The organism is uncultured Methylobacterium sp. (assembly GCF_964242245.1).
Classification (GTDB): domain Bacteria; phylum Pseudomonadota; class Alphaproteobacteria; order Rhizobiales; family Beijerinckiaceae; genus Methylobacterium.
Map to the genome: position 1 here is coordinate 1 of NZ_CAXTBY010000085.1, position 17,839 is coordinate 17,839.

Consider the following 17,839-nt stretch of genomic DNA (forward strand, 5'->3'; position numbering starts at 1 on the left):
CCATCCCCTACTTCGCCGCCGCGATCTCGACCGAGCCGAACGCCGTGCGCCCGAAGCGTTCGGGGCGGTACATGTCCTCGATGGTGGCGCCGGGATGGACGTAGGTGCCCGGCGAGACCGCACGCACCGTGTAGGCCGCGGTGAAGAAGGCCGACTGCTCCGGGCTGCGGTCGTAGGCCGCCACGAACCGGTCGTCGCGGAACTCGGTGTGGGTCGGCTGCACGTCGCTTTTCGCAAACGCCAGCCCGGTCAGCCCGTCGGCATCGAGCAGCTTCGGGTTGTCGATCTCCAGGCCCGCGGGCAGGCGGTCGACGAGCAGCAGGCGGCTGGCGCTGGCCTTGGATTCCGTGACCTTCAGCACCACCACGAGCCGGTCGTTCTGGCGGATGCCGCGGGCGGGATCGACCGCTGCGCCGTCGAGGCGATGGTAGGTCCGCTCGATCGCGTAGCCGCGTGATTCCGCGGGCTCCGGCGCGACGGGATTGCCGGACACGCCCACCACCACCTGCACCGGCGCCCGGCCGGTGTTGGCGACGGCGATCGGATGCGCCTCCAGCGCGGCCGCCCTGTAGCTCCGGGCGAGGGCTCCGGTCTGCGGGGCGCCGTCGACGGTGAAGGACAGCGCCTCCGCTTCCCGGGTCAGCCCTTGGGCGGCGAGCACCATCCAGGCGTTCTCCTGCGTGCTGGTCGGGCGGCCGGAGACGCGCTCCTCGGTGAGCACCGCGGCGACGGGGGCGAGCGCCTCGCGGGTCAGCCCGGTCTCGGCGGCGAGCGCCAGCAACCCGGCGCCGTCGCGCAGGCGCGAGCCGTAATCGGCGCGGTAGCCCTGCCCGTCGCGCTCGGCCCGGAGGAGTCCGAGCGCCGAGTCCATCGCCTTCACCGCGCGGCCGCGGTCGCCGAGCAGCGCCAGCGCCGCCGCGATCTGGGCGCGGCCCAGGGGCGTCGCGAACTCCGCGAGCTTGGTGTCGGCGAGGTAGCGCAGATCCCCCATCACCGGGCGGCCGTTGCGGGCGAGCACGTAGGCCGCGTAGGCCAGATCCGTGCCGCCGTCGCGCACCTCCGTGGTGTTGGCCACCGCGTTGCGCAGGCGGTCGAGCGCCTGCCCGAACGCGACCTGCGGGACCGCAAAGCCGCGCTCGCGGGCGCGGGTCAGGAAGTCGGTGACGTAGGCCGCGAGCCAGAGGTCGTTGCCGCCTTGCGCCGACCACAGGCCGAAATCGCCGCTCGAATCCTGGCGCGACAGCACCCGCTCGATCGCCTCGCGCACGCGGGCGTCGACGGTGTCGTCCTGCGCCAGCTTGTCCAGCGCCGCGAGCTTGTTGACGTAGAGCAGCGGCATCGCCCGGCTGACGATCTGCTCGGAACAGCCGTAGGGGTAGCGGTCGAGCGCCAGCAGCAGCGCCGGCACGTCGATGCCCGGCAGGGCGGACGCCGCGACCGAGACCATGCCGGTGCCGGGCAGGATGTCGGCCAAGAGGTCGCCCGAGACCTGCAGGCTCGCGCCGGGCGCGAGCGTCCGCACCTCGCGCCGCACCAGCGCGCCCGTGCCCGGCGAGACGGTGAGCGCGAAGCTCTGGCCGACGCCGGCCGCCAGTCCCGGGCCGGTGAGGTTCAGGTCGAGGCGGGCGGTGCCCGGCCCGGCGGCGGTGATCGGCACCACGAGCTGCCCCTTTGCGCCGGCGTCGAGCCGCAGGGCCCGGTGGACGGCCTCGGCGCCCACCAGCACCGGGCCGGCGAGGTCGAGGTCGAGGGTGTAGTCGCCCGCCTGCCCCTCGACGTTGTCCAGCGCGAGGAAGATGCGCGAGCGGTCGCCGGCGTTGAGGAAGCGCGGCAGGGTGCCGGTGACGACCACGGGGTCGCGCACGATCACGTCGGCCTGCGCCTGCCCCACGCGGGTGCCGCTCCAGGCGGTGACCATGACGCGGGCGGTGCCGTTGAAGGCCGGCAGCGGGAAGGTGACGCTGGCCGTGCCGTCGGCCGCCACCGCGACCACGCCGGAATAGAGCGCGAGCGGCGCCTGGGTCGGCGGGGAGTCGGCGAGCTCGCCGCCCCCGCCGTCGCCGCCGGAGCGGATCGCGCCCGCCGTCCCCTGCATCCCGTCGATCAGGTATCCGTAGAGGTCGCGGATCTCGGGGCCGAGCGCCTTCTGGCCGAGGAAGTAGCCGACCGGATCCGGCGCCTCGTAGCGGGTGAGGTTGAGGATGCCGACATCGACCATCGCCACCGCGATCCGCGCTTCCTCGCCGGATTTCAGGCCGGCGAGCCGGATCGGCAGGGTGAGCTCCTGGCGCGGGCGGGTCTTCTCCGGGGCCTGGACCGAGACGGCGAGCGCCCGGGCGCCGCGGTCGACCGAGAACCACGCGAGCCCGAGCGCCCGCCCCGGCAGGCGCTTGGCCGCCTGATCCAGCGGGCGGTAGGCGGTGGCGACGAGGTAGGCGCCCGCGCCCCACTCGGCCTTGACCGGAATCTTGATCGTTGCCCCGCCCTCGGGCACGGCGACGTCGAGGATGTCGTGGACGCGGTCGCTCACCACGGCCAGCGTCGCGGTGCCCCTGAACTTCGGATCGATGCGTGCCTGCAGGGTGTCGCCGGCAGCGTAGGCCGCCTTGTCGAGGGTGAGCGCCAGCAGGTCGGGCACGTCGGCCGTCTCCGAGCCGCCCCAGCCGACGTTGAACGTCACGCTCGCCGCCGCATCCGGCCGGCCGGCGACGCTCGCTTCCAGCCGGTACTTGCCGAAGCCGACCGCCGCCGAAACCCTGCCCGGGGTGTCCGCCCTGAGGTCGACGGTCCCGTTCGCAACGCGCTGCACCGACTTGACCGGCTCGAACGACCAGCGCCCGTCCGCCCGGTACCACTGGTAGGTCTGCTCCAGCCGCGACAGGGTCCAGGCGACGTTCCCTTGCGCCAGCCGGGTCCCGTCGGGGGCGGCCATCGCCACGTCGAAGGTCGCGGTGCCGCCGACGGGGAGGTCGTCGGAGAACCCCTTGCGGATCGCCAGCACGGGGCCCTCGGGCAGGATCGGCAGGGTGAGGCTGCGCGACAGCGCCCGCCCGCCCGGCTCGCCCACCGCCAGCGTGATCTTGGCCTCGATCGGGCGCGGCGCCGGCAGCGCCTGCACCGGCACGGCGAGGGTGACGTTGCCCCGGGCGTCGGTGGTGGCGCGCGCCTCGATCTCCTGCGTCGAGGCCTCGACGGCCTCGTCGTCGAGGCCGACGGAGAAGCCGTCCAGCCCCTTGATGCCGCCGCCGGCCGCGGCCTGCACGGTGACGCTGCCCGAGACGTCGAGGCCGGAACCGGCTGCGCCGTAGAGGTAGCGCGCGGAGACCGCGATGCGGGCTGCCTCGCCCTTGCGCAGCGCCGCCTGCTCGGGCTTGAGGCTCACCTCCAGCCGCTCGGGGACGTAGTCCTCCACGAGGAACGAGGCCTCGCCGATGGCCGGTGCCTTCGGGTCGGTAAACGCCGCGACGCGCCACGTGCCGTGCATCGCGCCCGACAGCAGCGGCAGCGGCAAGGCGCGGCCGCCGAGGCCTTGGTCGGCCACCGACACCCGACGGTACTCGACACCGTCGGGGCGCTTGACCACGAGCGTCAGGGGCAGGCCGGGGACGGACTTGCCCTGGCCGTCGCGGAGCAGCGCGGTGATCTGCACGGTCTCGCCGGAGCGGTAGACCCCGCGCTCGGGAAAGACGTAGGCCTCGATCGATCCGGGATCGACCCGGCCCTTCACCCCGCGGTCGGTGAGGTCGAAGGCGGCGAGGTTGAGGTCGAGGAAGCCGTAATCGTCGCCGACCTGCGCCACCACGAGGCCCGGCGCGATGCCGCCCTCGCCGCGCGAAAATCCCGGATCGAAGGCGGCGTGGCCTCTCGCGTCGGTCTTCCGCGTCGCCAGCACCTCGTTGTTGCGGGCGATCAGGCGGATCTCGGCGTCCGGCATCGCCTGGGCACTGGCGAGCGAGCGCAGGAAGACGTGGACGCCGTCGCGGCCCTTGAAGGCGGTGAGCCCGAGGTCGGAGACCACGAACCACTGCGTCGCCTGGGCTTCGTAGCTATCCTCGCCCTCGGCCGTCGACGCGGTGCCGCTGGGCTGCGCCAGCATCACGTAGATGCCGGGCTCCAGCTTGCCCACCGCCTGGAGCACGGGGAAGGCGGTGACCGCCTCCTGGTTGACCTCGGCCTTGGCCGTGTCGAGGGTGCCCTTCCAGACGCGCACGCCCTTCTGGTCGGCGATGGTCTTCGCCGTCGCTCCGCTGAGCTGGCCGAGGAACTCCTCCGAGCGGAGCGACGGCAGCAGGCCGCGGTCGCCGATGCGTAGCACGTCCACGTCGAGCTTCGGCGCGTTGACCGAGACCAGCGGCACGCCGGCCTGTCCCGTGCGGGGCAGGACGTAGTTGCGGCCGGTGACGCGCACCTGGGGGGCGCGGTCGCGGACGTAGACCTCGTAATCGGCCGATTTCAGCAGGGTCTCGCCCACCGCGGACGGCAGGCCCTGACGCACGACGAAGGCGTAGCGGGCGCCGTGCTTCAGCCCATCGACGCAGACTTGGCTCCCCTCCGCGGTGACCGCGGCGTTGGTGGCGCCGGACACGGCCACGAACGGCGCGAAGTCGGTCTTCGGGGCGAGCGCCTCCGAGAAGGTGAAGCAGACCCGCGGCGCGGCCGCGTCCGAATCGACCTTGTAGTCGAGGATCCGGAACCCGTGCTCGGCGCGCGCCGACTCGTAGGTCTCGCGCACCGCGGCCACGTCGTTCAAGGCGAGGCTCGCCGCGTAGGCCTCAAGCGCCGGGCGCCACTCGGCCCGCCCCCCCTGGATTTCGGCGAGCAGCGCCAGGGCCTGCGCCGCCTCGGGCGCGGTCTTCGCGCGCTGGTAGCCCTGGTAGGCGGCGGCCGGCGCCCGGCCGCGCAGGCGCGCGCGCGCCTCGTAATCCTTGACGTCGTCGTCGCCCGCGACCGCCTCGGCGGCGCGCGCGTAGCCGAGCCAAGCCTGCACGTCGGCGGGGTCGGCCGCGACCGCGGCGGCAAAGAGCGGCAGCGCGTCGCGCGCCTTTTCCTCGGCCAGCAGCGCCTCGCCCGCCCGCCGGGCCTGGGCTGCCGGTCTCAGGGGTCCTCCCGCCTCGCCCTTCAAGGACGCTTCGAGCCGGACCGCGGCGCTCGCCAGCCCTTCGCGGACGAAGGTCTTCGCGAAGGGGACCGGGGCGGCCTTCGCGACCGTGCGCGCGGCCGGCATCTGCGCCGGGGCAGACAGCGGGGCTGCGCAGGCGAGGACGCCCGCGAGCAGCCCGGCAAGCCCGGTCCGGGGCCAGAACCTCGACGATCCCGCCATGACCCGCTCCGTCGTTCGAGCGCCGCCCCGAAGCCGGCCTCGGCAAGGGCCGGTGATTCGCGATTGTCCGGGCAGCGCGCCGGACCGTATCATTAACCGTATCACTTGCCGCACGCCGGGCAATGCGGATCGCGCCGATGCAGCCTCGTCCGAGATGAACTCTGGCGCTGGCCCGGAGGCTCTGGCACCTTCGCCGCATCTCACCCATCGGGAATCGGACCGCATGGCCCGTCGCGCGCGCATCGCCTGGGTCTTCGCAGCCTGCCTGCCGGCGGCGCAGGGGGCCGCCGCGCAGGTCCTCCCGCAGCGCCCGTCCGCGCAAGTCCCGGCATCCGATCCCGCCTTCGACGCGATGAAGGCCGGCTTCGAGGCGCTGGCCGAGTCCGAGCGCAAGGCGCTCCAGGACGCGCTGGTCTGGACCGGGGACTACAACAGCGTCGTCACCGGGGCTTTCGGCCGGCGGACCTTCGAGGCGCTGAACGCCTTCCGCGCCCGTGCCAACGCCACGGACGCCCTCGACGCGCGGACCCGCGCCGCCATCCTCGCCGCCGGCGAGGCCGCACGAAGGGCCGCGCGCTTCACGGTGAAGCCCGATCCCGGCAGCGGCGCCGTCCTCGGCGTGCCCGAGCGGCTGCTCACCAAGCGCGGCGCGCTGCCCGGCGGCACCCGGTGGCAGAGCGCGGACGGACGCTTCACCCTGGAGAGCCGGTCGTTTCCTGCCGGCGAGACCGACCTCGACGCCCTGTTCGCGCGCGCGACCGCGCCGCTCAACGACCGCAGGGTGACGTACAAGCTGAAGCGGCCGGACTTCGTCGTGGTGACGGCAGAGACCGGCGCGGGCCGGTCCTACACCCGCTACGCCGCGGGATCGGAGGGCATCCGCGGCTTCGCGATCGGCTACGACCGGGCGATGGCGGTCGACCTCGACCGCCTCGTGATCGCCATCGCCAACAGTTTTACGCCGTTTCCCGACGCCGGGGCGATCCCGGGGGAGGGGCAGAGGCCTGCCGCCACGCCCGCCGCGAACGCTGCCTCGAGTCCGGTCAAGCTCCCGCTCACGCCCGCAGCACCGCCCGGGCCGGCGCCGCGTCCCGTGGCCGTTCAGGCGGTCGGCACGGGCCTCGTCGTCGCCGCAGGGCGGGTCCTGACTTCGTCCGCCGTGCCGGAGGCCTGTCCCGCCCTGCGGGTCGGCACTGCGCCGGCGCGGCTCGTCCGAAGCGATCCGGCTCGCGGCCTCGCGCTCCTGGAAGCCGTTGGGCTGCCGCCCGCGCGCCTCCCCGCCGCCCGCACGAGCACCCCTGATCCGGACGAGGCCCTCGTGGTGGTCGCGGCGGACGGGAGCGGCGTGTCGGTGGCGCCGGGCTCCGGCAGCGGGGCGGCCGGCGTGGTCGCGCCGCTCCAACCCGGGGCCGGCGGCGCGCCGGTGCTTGACCGAACCGGCGCGCTCGCCGGGATCGTCGCTCGCTTCCCGGCCGCGCCCCGGCTCGTCGCCGGCGTGATGCCGCCGGCGCGCTTCGCCCTGGTTCCGGGCGCCGCCGTCGCCGCCTTCCTGGCGGAGAACGGCGTTTCCGCCTCCGGTCCGGTCGGCGGAGGCGGCAGCCTGGGCGCCGCCGCGGCCCGGGTCGACGGCAGCGTCCTTGGTCTCACCTGCGCGCGCTGAGCCGCGCGGAGGGTCACCCGGTGCGCCCTCAGAGGCGGCCGGTGACGAGCAGCACGATCAGGACGATGATGAGGATGCCGCCGAGCCCGAAGCCGGGGCCGCGGTAGGCGCCGCCGCCGAGGAAGCCGCCGCCGCCGAAGGCGCCGATGATCAGGAGGATGAGGAGGATGGTGACGAGGGACATCGCGTTCTCCGGAGGTGCGCACGGGGCGTGAGCTTGACCGGGCAAACGCTGCGGCAATCCGTTCCGTTCAAAACTTTCGCGCGTCCGCGCGACGAACGGTTTTGCCGCTTCAGGCGTGCCAGTCCGGCAGCGGATCGGACCGCGCTTCGAGCCAGTCCGGCGTGGGCAATCCGCGCGACCGCAGGAAGGCCGGATTGAACAGCTTCGAGGCGTAGCGGGCCGCCCCGTCGCACAGGATCGTCACCACCGTGTGCCCGGGACCGAGCACCTTGGCGAGCGCGATCGCGCCCGCGACGTTGATGCCGGACGAGCCGCCGAGCGACAGCCCCTCCGCGCGCATCAGGCCGAACACGATGTCGAGGGCCTGCGCGTCCGGGATGCGGAAGGCGTGGTCGGGCGTGAAGCCTTCGAGGTTGCGCGTGATCCGCCCCTGGCCGATGCCCTCGGTGATCGACGATCCCTCCGCCTTGAGGGCGCCGGTGGTGTAGTGCGCGTACAGCGCCGAGCCCTCTGGATCGGCGAGCGCGATCGCGACCCCGGGTTTGCGCACGCGCAGGGCCTGCGCGGTGCCGGCGAGCGTCCCCCCGGTGCCGGCCGCGCAGACGAAGCCGTCGACCTGCCCCTGCGTCTGCTCCCAGATCTCCGGCCCGGTATGCGCCTCGTGCGCGCGGCGGTTGGCGACGTTGTCGAACTGGTCGGCGAAGAACGCGCCGGCCGCTTCAGTCTCGGCCAGCGCACCGGCGAGGCGGCGTGCGACGTGGACGTAGTTGTTCGGATTCGAGAACGGCACCGCCGGCACCTCGACGAGGCGGGCGCCGGCAAGCCGCAGCGTCTGCTTCTTCTCCTCGGACTGGGTCTCGGGGATGACGATCAGGGTGCGGTAGCCGCGCACCGCGGCCACCAGCGCCAGCCCGATGCCGGTGTTGCCGGCCGTGCCCTCGACGATCGTGCCGCCCGGCCGGATCAGCCCGCGCGCCTCCGCGTCGCGCACGATCGAGAGCGCCGCCCGGTCCTTCACCGAGAGGCCGGGATTGAGGAACTCGGCCTTGCCGAGGATGGTGCAGCCGGTCTCCGCCGAGGCCCGGCGGAGCCTGATCAGCGGCGTACCGCCGATGGCCCCGAGGATGTCGGGGCGCATGTCGCCGATCGGAAGAACAGGAGCCGTCACCGGATCAATGTGCCCGACGGGTGTACCAGAGCAGGAATACCACGATGAGGAGGCCGGCGGCCGGCATCGCGAACAGCCCGTAGAAATTCAACGTGTTCATGGACGCAGCCTTCGAAGAAACCGACGCGCCGGAAGATGTAGGACGCCGCTCATGAACCAGCAAACGCCTGCGCTGAAGAGCACCGCCGATGCCGGGACGGACGACGGCGCGGAGCCGTAGAAGACACTGAACACCGGCGCCAATCCGCCGACCGCGAAGATCGAGATCGCGATTCCGTTCGCGTAGGTGGCAGAGCGCTTCGCGCGCTCGTTGGCGATCGGGACGCCCTGCCGATCCTCCGGTTCCAAGGCTGATGGAGGGCTTGGCTCGCTCATCGCGTGACGTGCCGTTCAATCCAGCGATCGTCGAGGCAAGGCCCTCACCCGAACACGTACCCGCCGTTGATCCGCAGGCCGACCTCGCGCCCGGTGGCGTAGCGGTCGCCGTCGAAATCCTCGACGATCAGCACGCTGCCGTCGGCCCGCGCCACCTCGATGCGCTGGCGCCCCTGGCTGCGGTAGGAGGAGCGAACGGTGCCGGTGAGGTGCGCCTCGGCGGGCTCGACGAACTGGAGCTGCCAGGGGCGGACGTAGAGCCTGACCGGGCCGATCGCGCCCCGGGGGGGGGCGACCGGCGTCGGCCGGCCGTCGACGCGCACCTGCCCGCCCTCGGCGATGGCGTCGAGGGCGATGGCGTCGCCGAGGAACCTGAGCACCGTGGCCGAGGCCGGCTGCTCCTGGACCTCGTCGGGGGTGCCGACCTGCTCCAGGCGCCCCCCGTTGAGCACGGCGACGCGGTCGGACAGTTCCAGCGCCTCGTCCTGGTCGTGGGTGACGAAGATCGTGGTCTGGCCGGTGCGGTCGTGGATCTCGCGCAGCCAGCGCCGCAGGTCTTTCCGGACTTGCGCGTCGAGCGCGCCGAACGGCTCGTCCAGCAGCAGCACGCGGGGCTCGACCGCGAGCGCGCGGGCGAGCGCGATGCGCTGGCGCTGCCCGCCGGAGAGCTGGGAGGGATAGCGGTCGGCGAACCCCGAGAGCTTGATCAGGTCGAGGAGGTCGCCGACGCGGCGGCGGATCTCGGACGCTGCCGGGCGCTCCCGGCGCTTCCGCGCGTTCAGCCCGTAGGCGATGTTGTCGGCCACGCTCATGTGCTTGAACAGGGCGTAGTGCTGGAACACGAAGCCGACCGCGCGCTGCTGCACCGGCAGGCCGGTGGCGTCGTCGCCCCCGAACAGGATGCGGCCGCGGTCGGGCGCGTCGAGGCCCGCGATGATGCGCAGCAGCGTGGTCTTGCCGGAGCCCGACGGGCCGAGGAGGCCGAGCAGCTCGCCCGCGCGCACGTCGAGGCTGAAATCGTGCAGGACGGCGGCCGTGTCGAAGGTCTTCGAGAGGGCCTCGACCCGGATCGCCGTGGAGCCCGCGCGGGGTTTGCCGGCCGGGCCTGCTCCCCGCGTGGGCGCCGCGCCGCCGGCCTCAGTGCCGTGCCCCCGCGGCGAGGTCTCCGGCGTAGCGCCATTCGAGGACGGACTTGATGGCCAGGGTGACGAGGGCGAGGCCGGCAAGGAGCGAGGCGACGGCGAAGGCGGCGACGAAATTGTACTCATTGTAGAGGATCTCCACGTGCAGCGGGAGGGTGGTGGTCAACCCCCGGATATGGCCCGACACCACCGCGACCGCCCCGAACTCCCCCATCGCGCGGGCGTTGCAGAGGAGAACGCTGTAGAGCAGGCCCCAGCGGATGTTGGGCAGCGTCACCGTGCGGAAGACGTGGAGGCCGGAGGCGCCGAGCGTCAGCGCGGCCTCCTCCTCCGCGTTGCCCTGCTCCTGCATCAGCGGGATGAGTTCGCGGGCAACGAAGGGGAAGGTGACGAACACGGTGGCCAGGACGATGCCGGGCAGGGCGAACAGGATCTGGATGCCGTGCGCCTGGAGCCATCCGCCGAACAGCCCCTGGCTCCCGAACAGCAGCACGTAGATCAGCCCCGAGACCACGGGCGAGACCGAGAACGGCAGGTCGATGAGCGTGATCAGCAGGCTCTTGCCGGGGAACTCGAACTTGGCCACCGCCCAGGCTGCCGCGACTCCGAAGACGAGGTTGAACGGCACACTGATCGCCGCCACCGTCAGCGTCAGCCGGATCGCGCTGCGGGCATCCGGCTCTCGGAAGGCGTCGAGGTAGGCCGCGATCCCGCGTGCGAAGGCCTGGACGAAGACCGTGATCAGCGGCAGCACCAGGAACAGCGCGAGGAACACGATCGCGGTCGCGATCAGAACCCGGCGGAGCCAGCGGCCCTCGTCGGTGGCGCTCGAAGGCGGCGCGGCCGCGGCGGTCAGGACGGTCGTAGACATGGCCGACTCAGACATAACCGAACCTCCGCCGGCTCCAGGCCTGGATCAGGTTGATGGCGAGAAGCGTCAGGAACGAGATGCCGAGCATGATCGTGGCGATGGCGGCAGCCCCCCCGTAATCGAACTCGGCGAGCTTGATGACGATCAGCAGCGGCGCGATCTCGGAGACGTAGGGGAGGTTTCCGGCGATGAAGATGATCGAGCCGTACTCGCCGACGCCGCGGGCGAACGCGAGCGCGAAGCCGGTGAGCACCGCCGGGATCAGCGGCGGCAGCACCACCCGCGCCAGGGTGGTCCGGCGCGTGGCGCCGAGCGTGGCCGACGCCTCCTCGACCTCCCGGTCGATCTCGGCGATCAGCGGCTGCACGGTCCGCACCGCGAAGGGCAGGCCGATGAACACCATGGCGATGAAGATGCCGACCGGCGTGTAGGCCGCCTGGATGCCGAGCTTGGCGAGCTGCGCCCCGACGAGGCCGTTCGGCGCGTAGAGGGATGCCAGCGCGATACCGGCCACCGCCGTCGGCAGGGCGAAGGGCAGGTCGACCACCGCGTCGACGAGCTTGCGGCCGGGAAAGCGGTAGCGGGTCAGCACCCAGGCGACGAGGAAGCCGAAGGTGGAGGCCGTCAGCGCGGCAAGTAGCGACACGCCGAAGCTGATCCGCAGCGCGCTGGCCACCCGCGGGTCGGTGGCGACCTCCCAGATCCCGGAGAGCCCGAGCCCGGAGGCCCTGGCGACCAGCGCCGCGAGCGGCAGCAGCACCACCAGCCCGAGGCAGGCGAGCGTGTAGCCGAAGGTGATCCCGAAGCCGGGGATCACGCTCGGGCGCCGGAAGGATCGCTTCGGGCGGTGGTGGGCAGGCATCGCTCTTCCTCGTTCAGTCCGTCAACGCCGCACGCTTCCCTCCCCCCTCTGCGGGGGAGGGGACCCTCGGCTCACGCGAGGGGCGGGAGAGGGGAGCGCCCTGTCCGGCATACGTCGCTTCCCTCTCCCGACTGAGCTCACGGGCCACCCTCTCCCGCGGAGGGAAGAGGGACGAGCGCGTCAACCGCGACGCCTCACCGCCCCGCGCGACTCAACCGGTCGAACAGCCCGCCGTTGTCGAAGTTCTTCTTCTGGATGTCGTCCCAGGTGCCCTGGAGATCCTCGATCCGGAACAGCTTGATCTCGGGCAGCAGGTCGAGGTCGGCCTTGGCCGCCGCCTCGCGCCTGAGCGGCCGGTAGTGGTGCTTGGCGAAGATGCCTTGCGCCGCGTCCGTGTAGAGGAAGGCGAGGTAGGCCTCGGCCTGCTTGCGCGTTCCCTTCCGGTCGACGTTGCCGTCGACGAGCGCCACCGGCGGCTCGGCGTGGATCGAGGTCGGCGGGACGACGATGTCGAACTTGTCGGCACCGAACTCGTCCAGCACGAGGAAGGCCTCGTTCTCCCAGGTCGGCAGCACGTCGCCGAGGCCCCGCTGGGCGAAGGTGACGGTGGAGCCGCGCGCGCCCGTGTCGAGCACCGGCACGTTCTTGTAGACCTGCCCGACGAAGGCTTCGGCACGGCCCGCGTCCTTGTCCTGGTTGTAGGCGTAGCCCCAGGCGGCGAGGAAGTTCCAGCGCCCGCCGGCGGAGGTCTTCGGATTGGGCGTGATGACCTTCACGTCGGGCTTCACGAGGTCGCCCCAGTCGCGCACGGCCTTCGGGTTGCCCTTGCGGACCAGGAACACGACGGTCGAGGTGTAGGGCAGCGACGCGTTGGCGAGCCGGCCCTGCCAGTTCGTGGGGATCTTGCCGGTGAGCCGCGCGATCGCGTCGATGTCGGAGGGGATGCCGAGCGTCACCACGTCGGCGTCGACGCCGTCGATCACCGTGCGGGCCTGCGCCCCGGAGCCGCCGTGCGAGGCGCGGACCGTGACGGTCTCGCCGGTCTTCGCCCGCCAGTCCTCGGCGAAGGCGGCGTTGATGTCGCGGTAGAGTTCCCGCGTCGGGTCGTAGGACACGTTCAGCAGCGCCGTCTGCGCGCGGGCAGCGGGCGCTGCGGCGGCCAGCAGCGCCGGGACGAGGCAGGCGGCGAGCCATAGCTGCGCGAGACGGCCGACCTGCGGCGCGCGCAGGCTTCTCCGCGTCACTACGCCTTGCTGGCTTATCAAGTCTTGCTGGCTCACGTCGATCCTCCGGACATCACCGCGGGTCGAGGCTCGTGGCCGGGCTTCGACGATCCACGATCGCTGCCGGTTTCGTTCTTTTTATCGAACCTTGTCAACCGCGAAGCGGCGCGGAGACTGGGACGATCGCGGGGCCATGTCTCCGCAAATCGCTTGATTCAGTGGGTTCCTTCCCCGATGCAGCGCTGAGGGGAAACGCCGCTCTCGCGATGGGTTTGTTCTTTAGAAAGAACACCCTCCGCAGCGTTCGGACGCAAGTCGTGCTCGGTTCGGCGGAGCAGGCCGCGCGAACCCTTAAGAGGCACGCCGAAACGGCCGCGACCCTACTGCGGCGCGGGCAGGGCGCGGCGGTGCAAGGGGCCTTCTAGCTGTCGAGGTATCCGGCCTGGACCAGCGCCTCCGCGACGGCCTCGAAGCAGGGATCGCCGGGTGCGAGGAAGCCGCGGGCGGGATGCGCCGGCATCGTATCGACCTCCGCGAAGACCGAGGGGGGTTGCGAGGAGGCTTGCGAGGGGACTTGGAAGCCCGGTGGGACTTGCGGCTCCGCGTGCGCAGTCCTGATGCCGAGGAGGCTGGAGGCCGCCGCGAGCGCGCCGCCGATCGATCCCATCATGCCACCGCTCCTGGTCCGAGGCGGCGCGTCGGGCGTGCCGCAGCCGCGTCAACGATGCTGAACGGAATGGTCGCGGAACACAAGGGCGCGCGTGGAACGGGTGCCGCCCGCGGCGGTGCAGCGGTGGGGACCACGCCCGAGGCGCGCGGTCGGCGTGATGGCGGGCGGCACGTCAGGTCCCGCGATCAGGTTCCGAGGTCACGTCTTGGGGCGGTCGAGCTGGGCGATGAGGGATTCGAGGCGCTGGCTCACGGGCGCCGACAGGCTGTCGGCGTAGAGGGTGCGCAGGTTCCGGCCGAGGTGACGCCGCACGCTGGCGTTCAGGGGCGGACTCGCGGGCTTCGCCTCGTCCGGCCGGTCCGCCTGCGGCTTCGACATGACCACGGACTCCTCAGCTCTATCCTGCAAGCCCTCTGAGACCTGCAAGTCCGGAGGATGGCAAAGGTAGGTTAAGAGTTCCTCACAAAAAACGACCGACGCACCCTCATCGTCCCACCGAACAGTGGCGGTTGAACGGGCGCTCCGTGAGGCACGCAAGGCCGCGCCGCCGCCGCTCGCGGCGCTCCGACCGTGCGGCCCGCTCCTGACCGGAACCGGTGCGCGCAAGGGGGCGTTACCGCCAACTCACCCGACAGCCCAAGGGTTTCCCGTGCTCCTGTCCCGCCTCCTCGCCGCCGCGCTCGCCTGCGCGATCCTCAGTGCGCCGGGCCAAGCCCAGACTCCGCCCGGCGAGATCAAGGGCATGGATGCGATGGGCGACAAGGGCCGCAGCGCCAACGACGGCTGGAGCCAGGCGCCGGTGCCGCGCGAGCAATCGGCCGGCAAGGACACGCCCGATCCGGGCGGGCGCTCGACGCAGGAGAACCGCGAGCGCAAGGTTCCCGACGCGCCGACCACGGCCTCGACCGGCAGCGAGCCCTACGCACCGCTGGACCACCGCACCCCTGGCCCGTCCGGAATGAGCCCGGCCCTCCCCGCGAAGTAGAACTTTCTTGCTGCTACCGGGCGATCCGGCCGACCAATCGCGGACTCGGCCCGGTGCTGGAACAATCCCGTGTGTCACGGAACCGCACTTGCCACCATCGGCCAATCCTGGAATGCATTGGAATTAGTCCAGCTCTGATCGGGGAACTCGGATGACGATTCAGGTCTCACGACGCGGCCTCCTGAAGGGGGCCGGCGCCAGCCTCGCGGGAGGGTCCCTCGGTGCGCTGGGCTTCGGCGGCCTTGAGCCGGCGATGGCGGCGGCGGTGCGCCCGTTCAAGCTCGCGCAGATGCGCGAGACCCGCAACACCTGCCCGTACTGCTCGGTGGCCTGCGGCGTCATCCTCTACAGCCTCGGCGACAAGTCGAAGAACGCCCGCTCGGCGGTGATGCACGTCGAGGGCGACCCCGACCACCCGGTCAACCGCGGCACCCTGTGCCCGAAGGGCTCGGCGCTGCTCGACTTCATCCAGGCCGAGACCCGGACCAAGTACCCGCTCCACCGCGAGGCCGGGTCCAAGGCTTTCAAGCGCGTCTCCTGGGACTTTGCCCTCGACCGGATCTCGCGGCTCCTGAAGGAGGACCGCGACCGGAACTTCATCGCCAGGAACGGCGACCTCGCGGTCAACCGCTGGACGACGATGGGCTTCCTCGGCGGCTCGGCCACCACCAACGAGACCGCATGGATGACCTACAAGGTCGTCCGAAGCACGGGGGCCCTGGTCTTCGACAATCAGGCCAGGGTTTGACACGGCCCATCGGTCGCCAGTCTGGCGCCCTCCTTCGGCCGCGGTGCGATGACCAACCTCTGGATGGACATCAAGCACGCGGACGTCATCACCGTCATGGGCGGCAACGCCGCCGAGGCGCACCCGTGCGGCTTCAAGTGGGTGGTCGAGGCCAAGGCGCATAACAACGCCAAGCTCATCGTCGTTGATCCGCGTTTCACCCGGACCGCGTCGGTCGCCGACCTGTACTGCCCGATCCGCCAGGGCACCGACATCGCGTTCCTGTCGGGGGTGATCAAGTACCTGCTCGATAACGACAAGCTGCAGCACCGCTACGTCTCGGCCTATTCCAACGCCGGCTACGTCGTGCGCGAGGGCTACGACTTCCAGGAAGGCCTGTTCTCAGGGTACAATCCCGAGATCCGCGACTACGACAAGACCACCTGGGACTACGAGATCGGGCCGGACGGGTACGCGGTCGTCGACGAGACGCTGCAGCATCCCCGCTGCGTCATGCAGCTCCTGAAGAAGCACGTTGCGGCCTACACGCCTGAGATGGTCTCTCGCATCTGCGGCTCGCCGCAGGAGACGTTCCTCAAGGTCTGCGAGCTGATCGCCTCCACGTCGAGCCCGGAGCGGGTGATGACCTCGCTCTACGCGCTCGGCTGGACGCATCACTCAAAGGGCTCGCAGAACATCCGCGCGATGTGCATCGTGCAGACGCTGCTCGGCAACATCGGCATGCTCGGCGGCGGCATGAACGCGCTGCGCGGCCACTCCAACATCCAGGGGCTGACCGATGTCGGCCTTATGAGCAACCTCATCCCCGGCTACCTGAACATCCCCATCGAGAAGGAGCCGACCTACCAGTCCTACGCCGAGAAGCGGCAATTCAAGCCGCTGCGTCCCGGCCAGACGAGCTACTGGCAGAATTACAACAAGTTCTTCGTCTCGTTCCAGAAGGCGATGTGGGGCGAGAAGGCGACGAAGGACAACGACTGGGCCTACGACTACCTGCCCAAGCTCGACGTGCCGACCTACGACGTCATCCGCGGGTTCGAGCTTGCCAAGCAGGGCAAGATGACGGGCTACATCATCCAGGGCTTCAACCCGCTGATGTCGTTCCCCAATCGCGCCAAGATGACGGAGGCCTTCTCGAAGCTGAAGTTCATCGTCGTCATGGACCCGCTCAAGACCGAGACGGCGCGGTTCTGGGAGAACCACGGCGAGTACAACGACGTCGACACGGCGGCGATCCAGACCGAGGTGTTCGAGTTGCCGACCACCTTGTTCGCCGAGGAAGAGGGCTCGCTGTCGAACTCCAGCCGCTGGCTGCAGTGGCACTGGCAGGCGCAGGACGCGCCGGGCGAGTGCCGCTCGGACATCGACATCATGGCGGGCATCCACCTGCGCCTGAAGGCGATGTACCAGCGGGAAGGAGGGGCCTTCCCCGACCCGATCGTCAACCTGACCTGGAACTACGCCACCCTCGACGCGCCGACTCCGATAGAGCTCGCGCGCGAGCTGAACGGCTACACGCTCGCGCCGATCGCCGACCTCAACGGGTCAACGATCGCGGCCGGCAAGCAGGTCGACGGCTTCGCCCAGCTCAAGGACGACGGCTCCACCGCCTGCGCCTGCTGGGTCTACTCGGGCTGCTACACCGAGAAGGGCAACATCATGGCCCGCCGGGACAACACCGATCCCGGGGACCGCGGCATCGCGCCGAACTGGACCTTCGCGTGGCCGGCCAACCGGCGGGTGCTCTACAACCGTGCCTCGTGCGACCCCGAGGGTAAGCCGTGGTCGGAGAAGAAGAAGCTCATCGAGTGGAACGGCAAGCAGTGGGTCGGCTTCGACGTGCCGGATTACGGCGCGACGGTCGCCCCCGAGAAAGGCGTCGGGCCGTTCATCCTGAACCAGGAGGGCGTCGCCCGCCTGTGGACCCGCGGCCTGATGCGCGACGGGCCGTTCCCGACGCACTACGAGCCGTTCGAGTCGCCGATGGCCAACATCCCGTTCCCGAAGGTGAAGGGCAACCCGGCCTCGCGCATCTTCAAGGGGGATCTGGCCGACCTCGGCACCTCGGACGAGTTCCCGTACGCGGCCACCAGCTACCGGCTGACCGAGCACTTCCACGGCTGGACCAAGCACGCCCGGATCAACGCGATCCTCCAGCCGGAGGCGTTCGTCGAGATCTCGGAGCAGTTGGCCGCCGAGAAGGGCATCGCGAAGGGCGGCTGGGTCCGGGTCTGGTCCAAGCGCGGCTCGCTCAAGGCCAAGGCCGTGGTGACCAAGCGCATCAAGCCGCTGATGTGCGACGGTAAGGCCGTCCACGTGGTCGGCATCCCGCAGCACTGGGGCTTCATGGGCCAAGCGAAGAAGGGATGGCACCCGAACTCGCTCACCCCGGTGGTCGGCGATGCCAACACCGAGACGCCCGAGTTCAAGGCGTGGCTCGTTAACATCGAGGCGACGACGCCTCCGTCAGACGCCGTCGCGTAGGGGGAGCCAGAGAGCCATGGCCGATTACAGCTCCCTCGACATCCGGCAGCGCTCCGCCTCCACGGAGCAGCCGCCGGACATCCGCTCGCACATGGAGGTCGCCAAGCTCATCGACGTGTCGAAGTGCATCGGCTGCAAGGCCTGCCA

At 71.2% G+C, this 17,839-nt stretch carries 13 protein-coding genes and 1 pseudogene; 4 read left to right on the plus strand and 10 right to left on the minus strand.

The features are described 5' to 3' along the window. Positions 1-7 precede the first annotated feature (7 nt). Positions 8-5,320 (minus strand): alpha-2-macroglobulin, encoded by a 5,313-nt coding sequence (locus ACFE8Y_RS15820; protein WP_375465343.1) that lies wholly within the window; start codon positions 5,318-5,320, stop codon positions 8-10. 223 nt (positions 5,321-5,543) lie between these two features. Between ACFE8Y_RS15820 and ACFE8Y_RS15825 the strand changes: the two genes are divergently transcribed. After that, positions 5,544-6,980: a serine protease gene (locus ACFE8Y_RS15825; protein ID WP_375465344.1), complete on the plus strand. Its 1,437-nt coding sequence runs from the start codon at positions 5,544-5,546 to the stop codon at positions 6,978-6,980. Between the two features lie 28 nt (positions 6,981-7,008). Here the strand turns inward: ACFE8Y_RS15825 and ACFE8Y_RS15830 are convergent, their stop codons facing one another. The 9 genes from ACFE8Y_RS15830 to ACFE8Y_RS15870 form a co-directional block, all read right to left on the minus strand. Beyond that, a complete protein-coding gene (locus ACFE8Y_RS15830) occupies positions 7,009-7,164 on the minus strand; it encodes a DUF3309 domain-containing protein (protein ID WP_375465345.1) in 156 nt (51 codons plus the stop codon). A 109-nt stretch (positions 7,165-7,273) separates the two neighbouring features. Next, entirely contained in the window at positions 7,274-8,302 is a 1,029-nt protein-coding gene (locus ACFE8Y_RS15835) for a cysteine synthase A (protein WP_375465346.1), read from the minus strand. 126 nt (positions 8,303-8,428) lie between these two features. Further along, positions 8,429-8,707: an amino acid transporter protein gene (locus ACFE8Y_RS15840; protein ID WP_375465347.1), complete on the minus strand. Its 279-nt coding sequence runs from the start codon at positions 8,705-8,707 to the stop codon at positions 8,429-8,431. A gap of 44 nt (positions 8,708-8,751) precedes the next feature. Further along, entirely contained in the window at positions 8,752-9,777 is a 1,026-nt protein-coding gene (locus ACFE8Y_RS15845; protein WP_375465354.1) for a sulfate/molybdate ABC transporter ATP-binding protein, read from the minus strand. Between the two features lie 67 nt (positions 9,778-9,844). Next, the gene (cysW, locus tag ACFE8Y_RS15850) at positions 9,845-10,720 is read right to left on the minus strand and encodes a sulfate ABC transporter permease subunit CysW (RefSeq protein ID WP_375465348.1); all 876 of its coding nucleotides are present in this window, start codon (positions 10,718-10,720) and stop codon (positions 9,845-9,847) included. Positions 10,721-10,727: 7 nt separating this feature from the next. After that, entirely contained in the window at positions 10,728-11,582 is an 855-nt protein-coding gene (gene cysT / locus ACFE8Y_RS15855; protein WP_375465349.1) for a sulfate ABC transporter permease subunit CysT, read from the minus strand. Positions 11,583-11,776: 194 nt separating this feature from the next. Continuing rightward, positions 11,777-12,748 (minus strand): sulfate ABC transporter substrate-binding protein, encoded by a 972-nt coding sequence (locus tag ACFE8Y_RS15860; protein ID WP_375465355.1) that lies wholly within the window; start codon positions 12,746-12,748, stop codon positions 11,777-11,779. A gap of 478 nt (positions 12,749-13,226) precedes the next feature. Further along, the gene (locus ACFE8Y_RS15865; protein ID WP_375465350.1) at positions 13,227-13,475 is read right to left on the minus strand and encodes a hypothetical protein; all 249 of its coding nucleotides are present in this window, start codon (positions 13,473-13,475) and stop codon (positions 13,227-13,229) included. Between the two features lie 198 nt (positions 13,476-13,673). Beyond that, positions 13,674-13,853: a NepR family anti-sigma factor gene (locus ACFE8Y_RS15870; RefSeq protein WP_375465351.1), complete on the minus strand. Its 180-nt coding sequence runs from the start codon at positions 13,851-13,853 to the stop codon at positions 13,674-13,676. A gap of 271 nt (positions 13,854-14,124) precedes the next feature. On the opposite strand from ACFE8Y_RS15870, the gene ACFE8Y_RS15875 reads away from it, so the two are divergent. The 3 genes and pseudogenes from ACFE8Y_RS15875 to ACFE8Y_RS15885 form a co-directional block, all read left to right on the plus strand. Further along, complete coding sequence (locus ACFE8Y_RS15875) at positions 14,125-14,460, plus strand: hypothetical protein (protein WP_375465352.1); 336 nt, start codon at positions 14,125-14,127, stop codon at positions 14,458-14,460. Positions 14,461-14,611: 151 nt separating this feature from the next. Then, positions 14,612-17,692, plus strand: coding sequence for a formate dehydrogenase-N subunit alpha (gene fdnG / locus ACFE8Y_RS15880; protein ID WP_375465353.1), 3,081 nt, complete (start codon positions 14,612-14,614; stop codon positions 17,690-17,692). A 16-nt stretch (positions 17,693-17,708) separates the two neighbouring features. Then, positions 17,709-17,839 (plus strand): annotated as a pseudogene (locus tag ACFE8Y_RS15885) (formate dehydrogenase subunit beta); the annotation flags it as partial.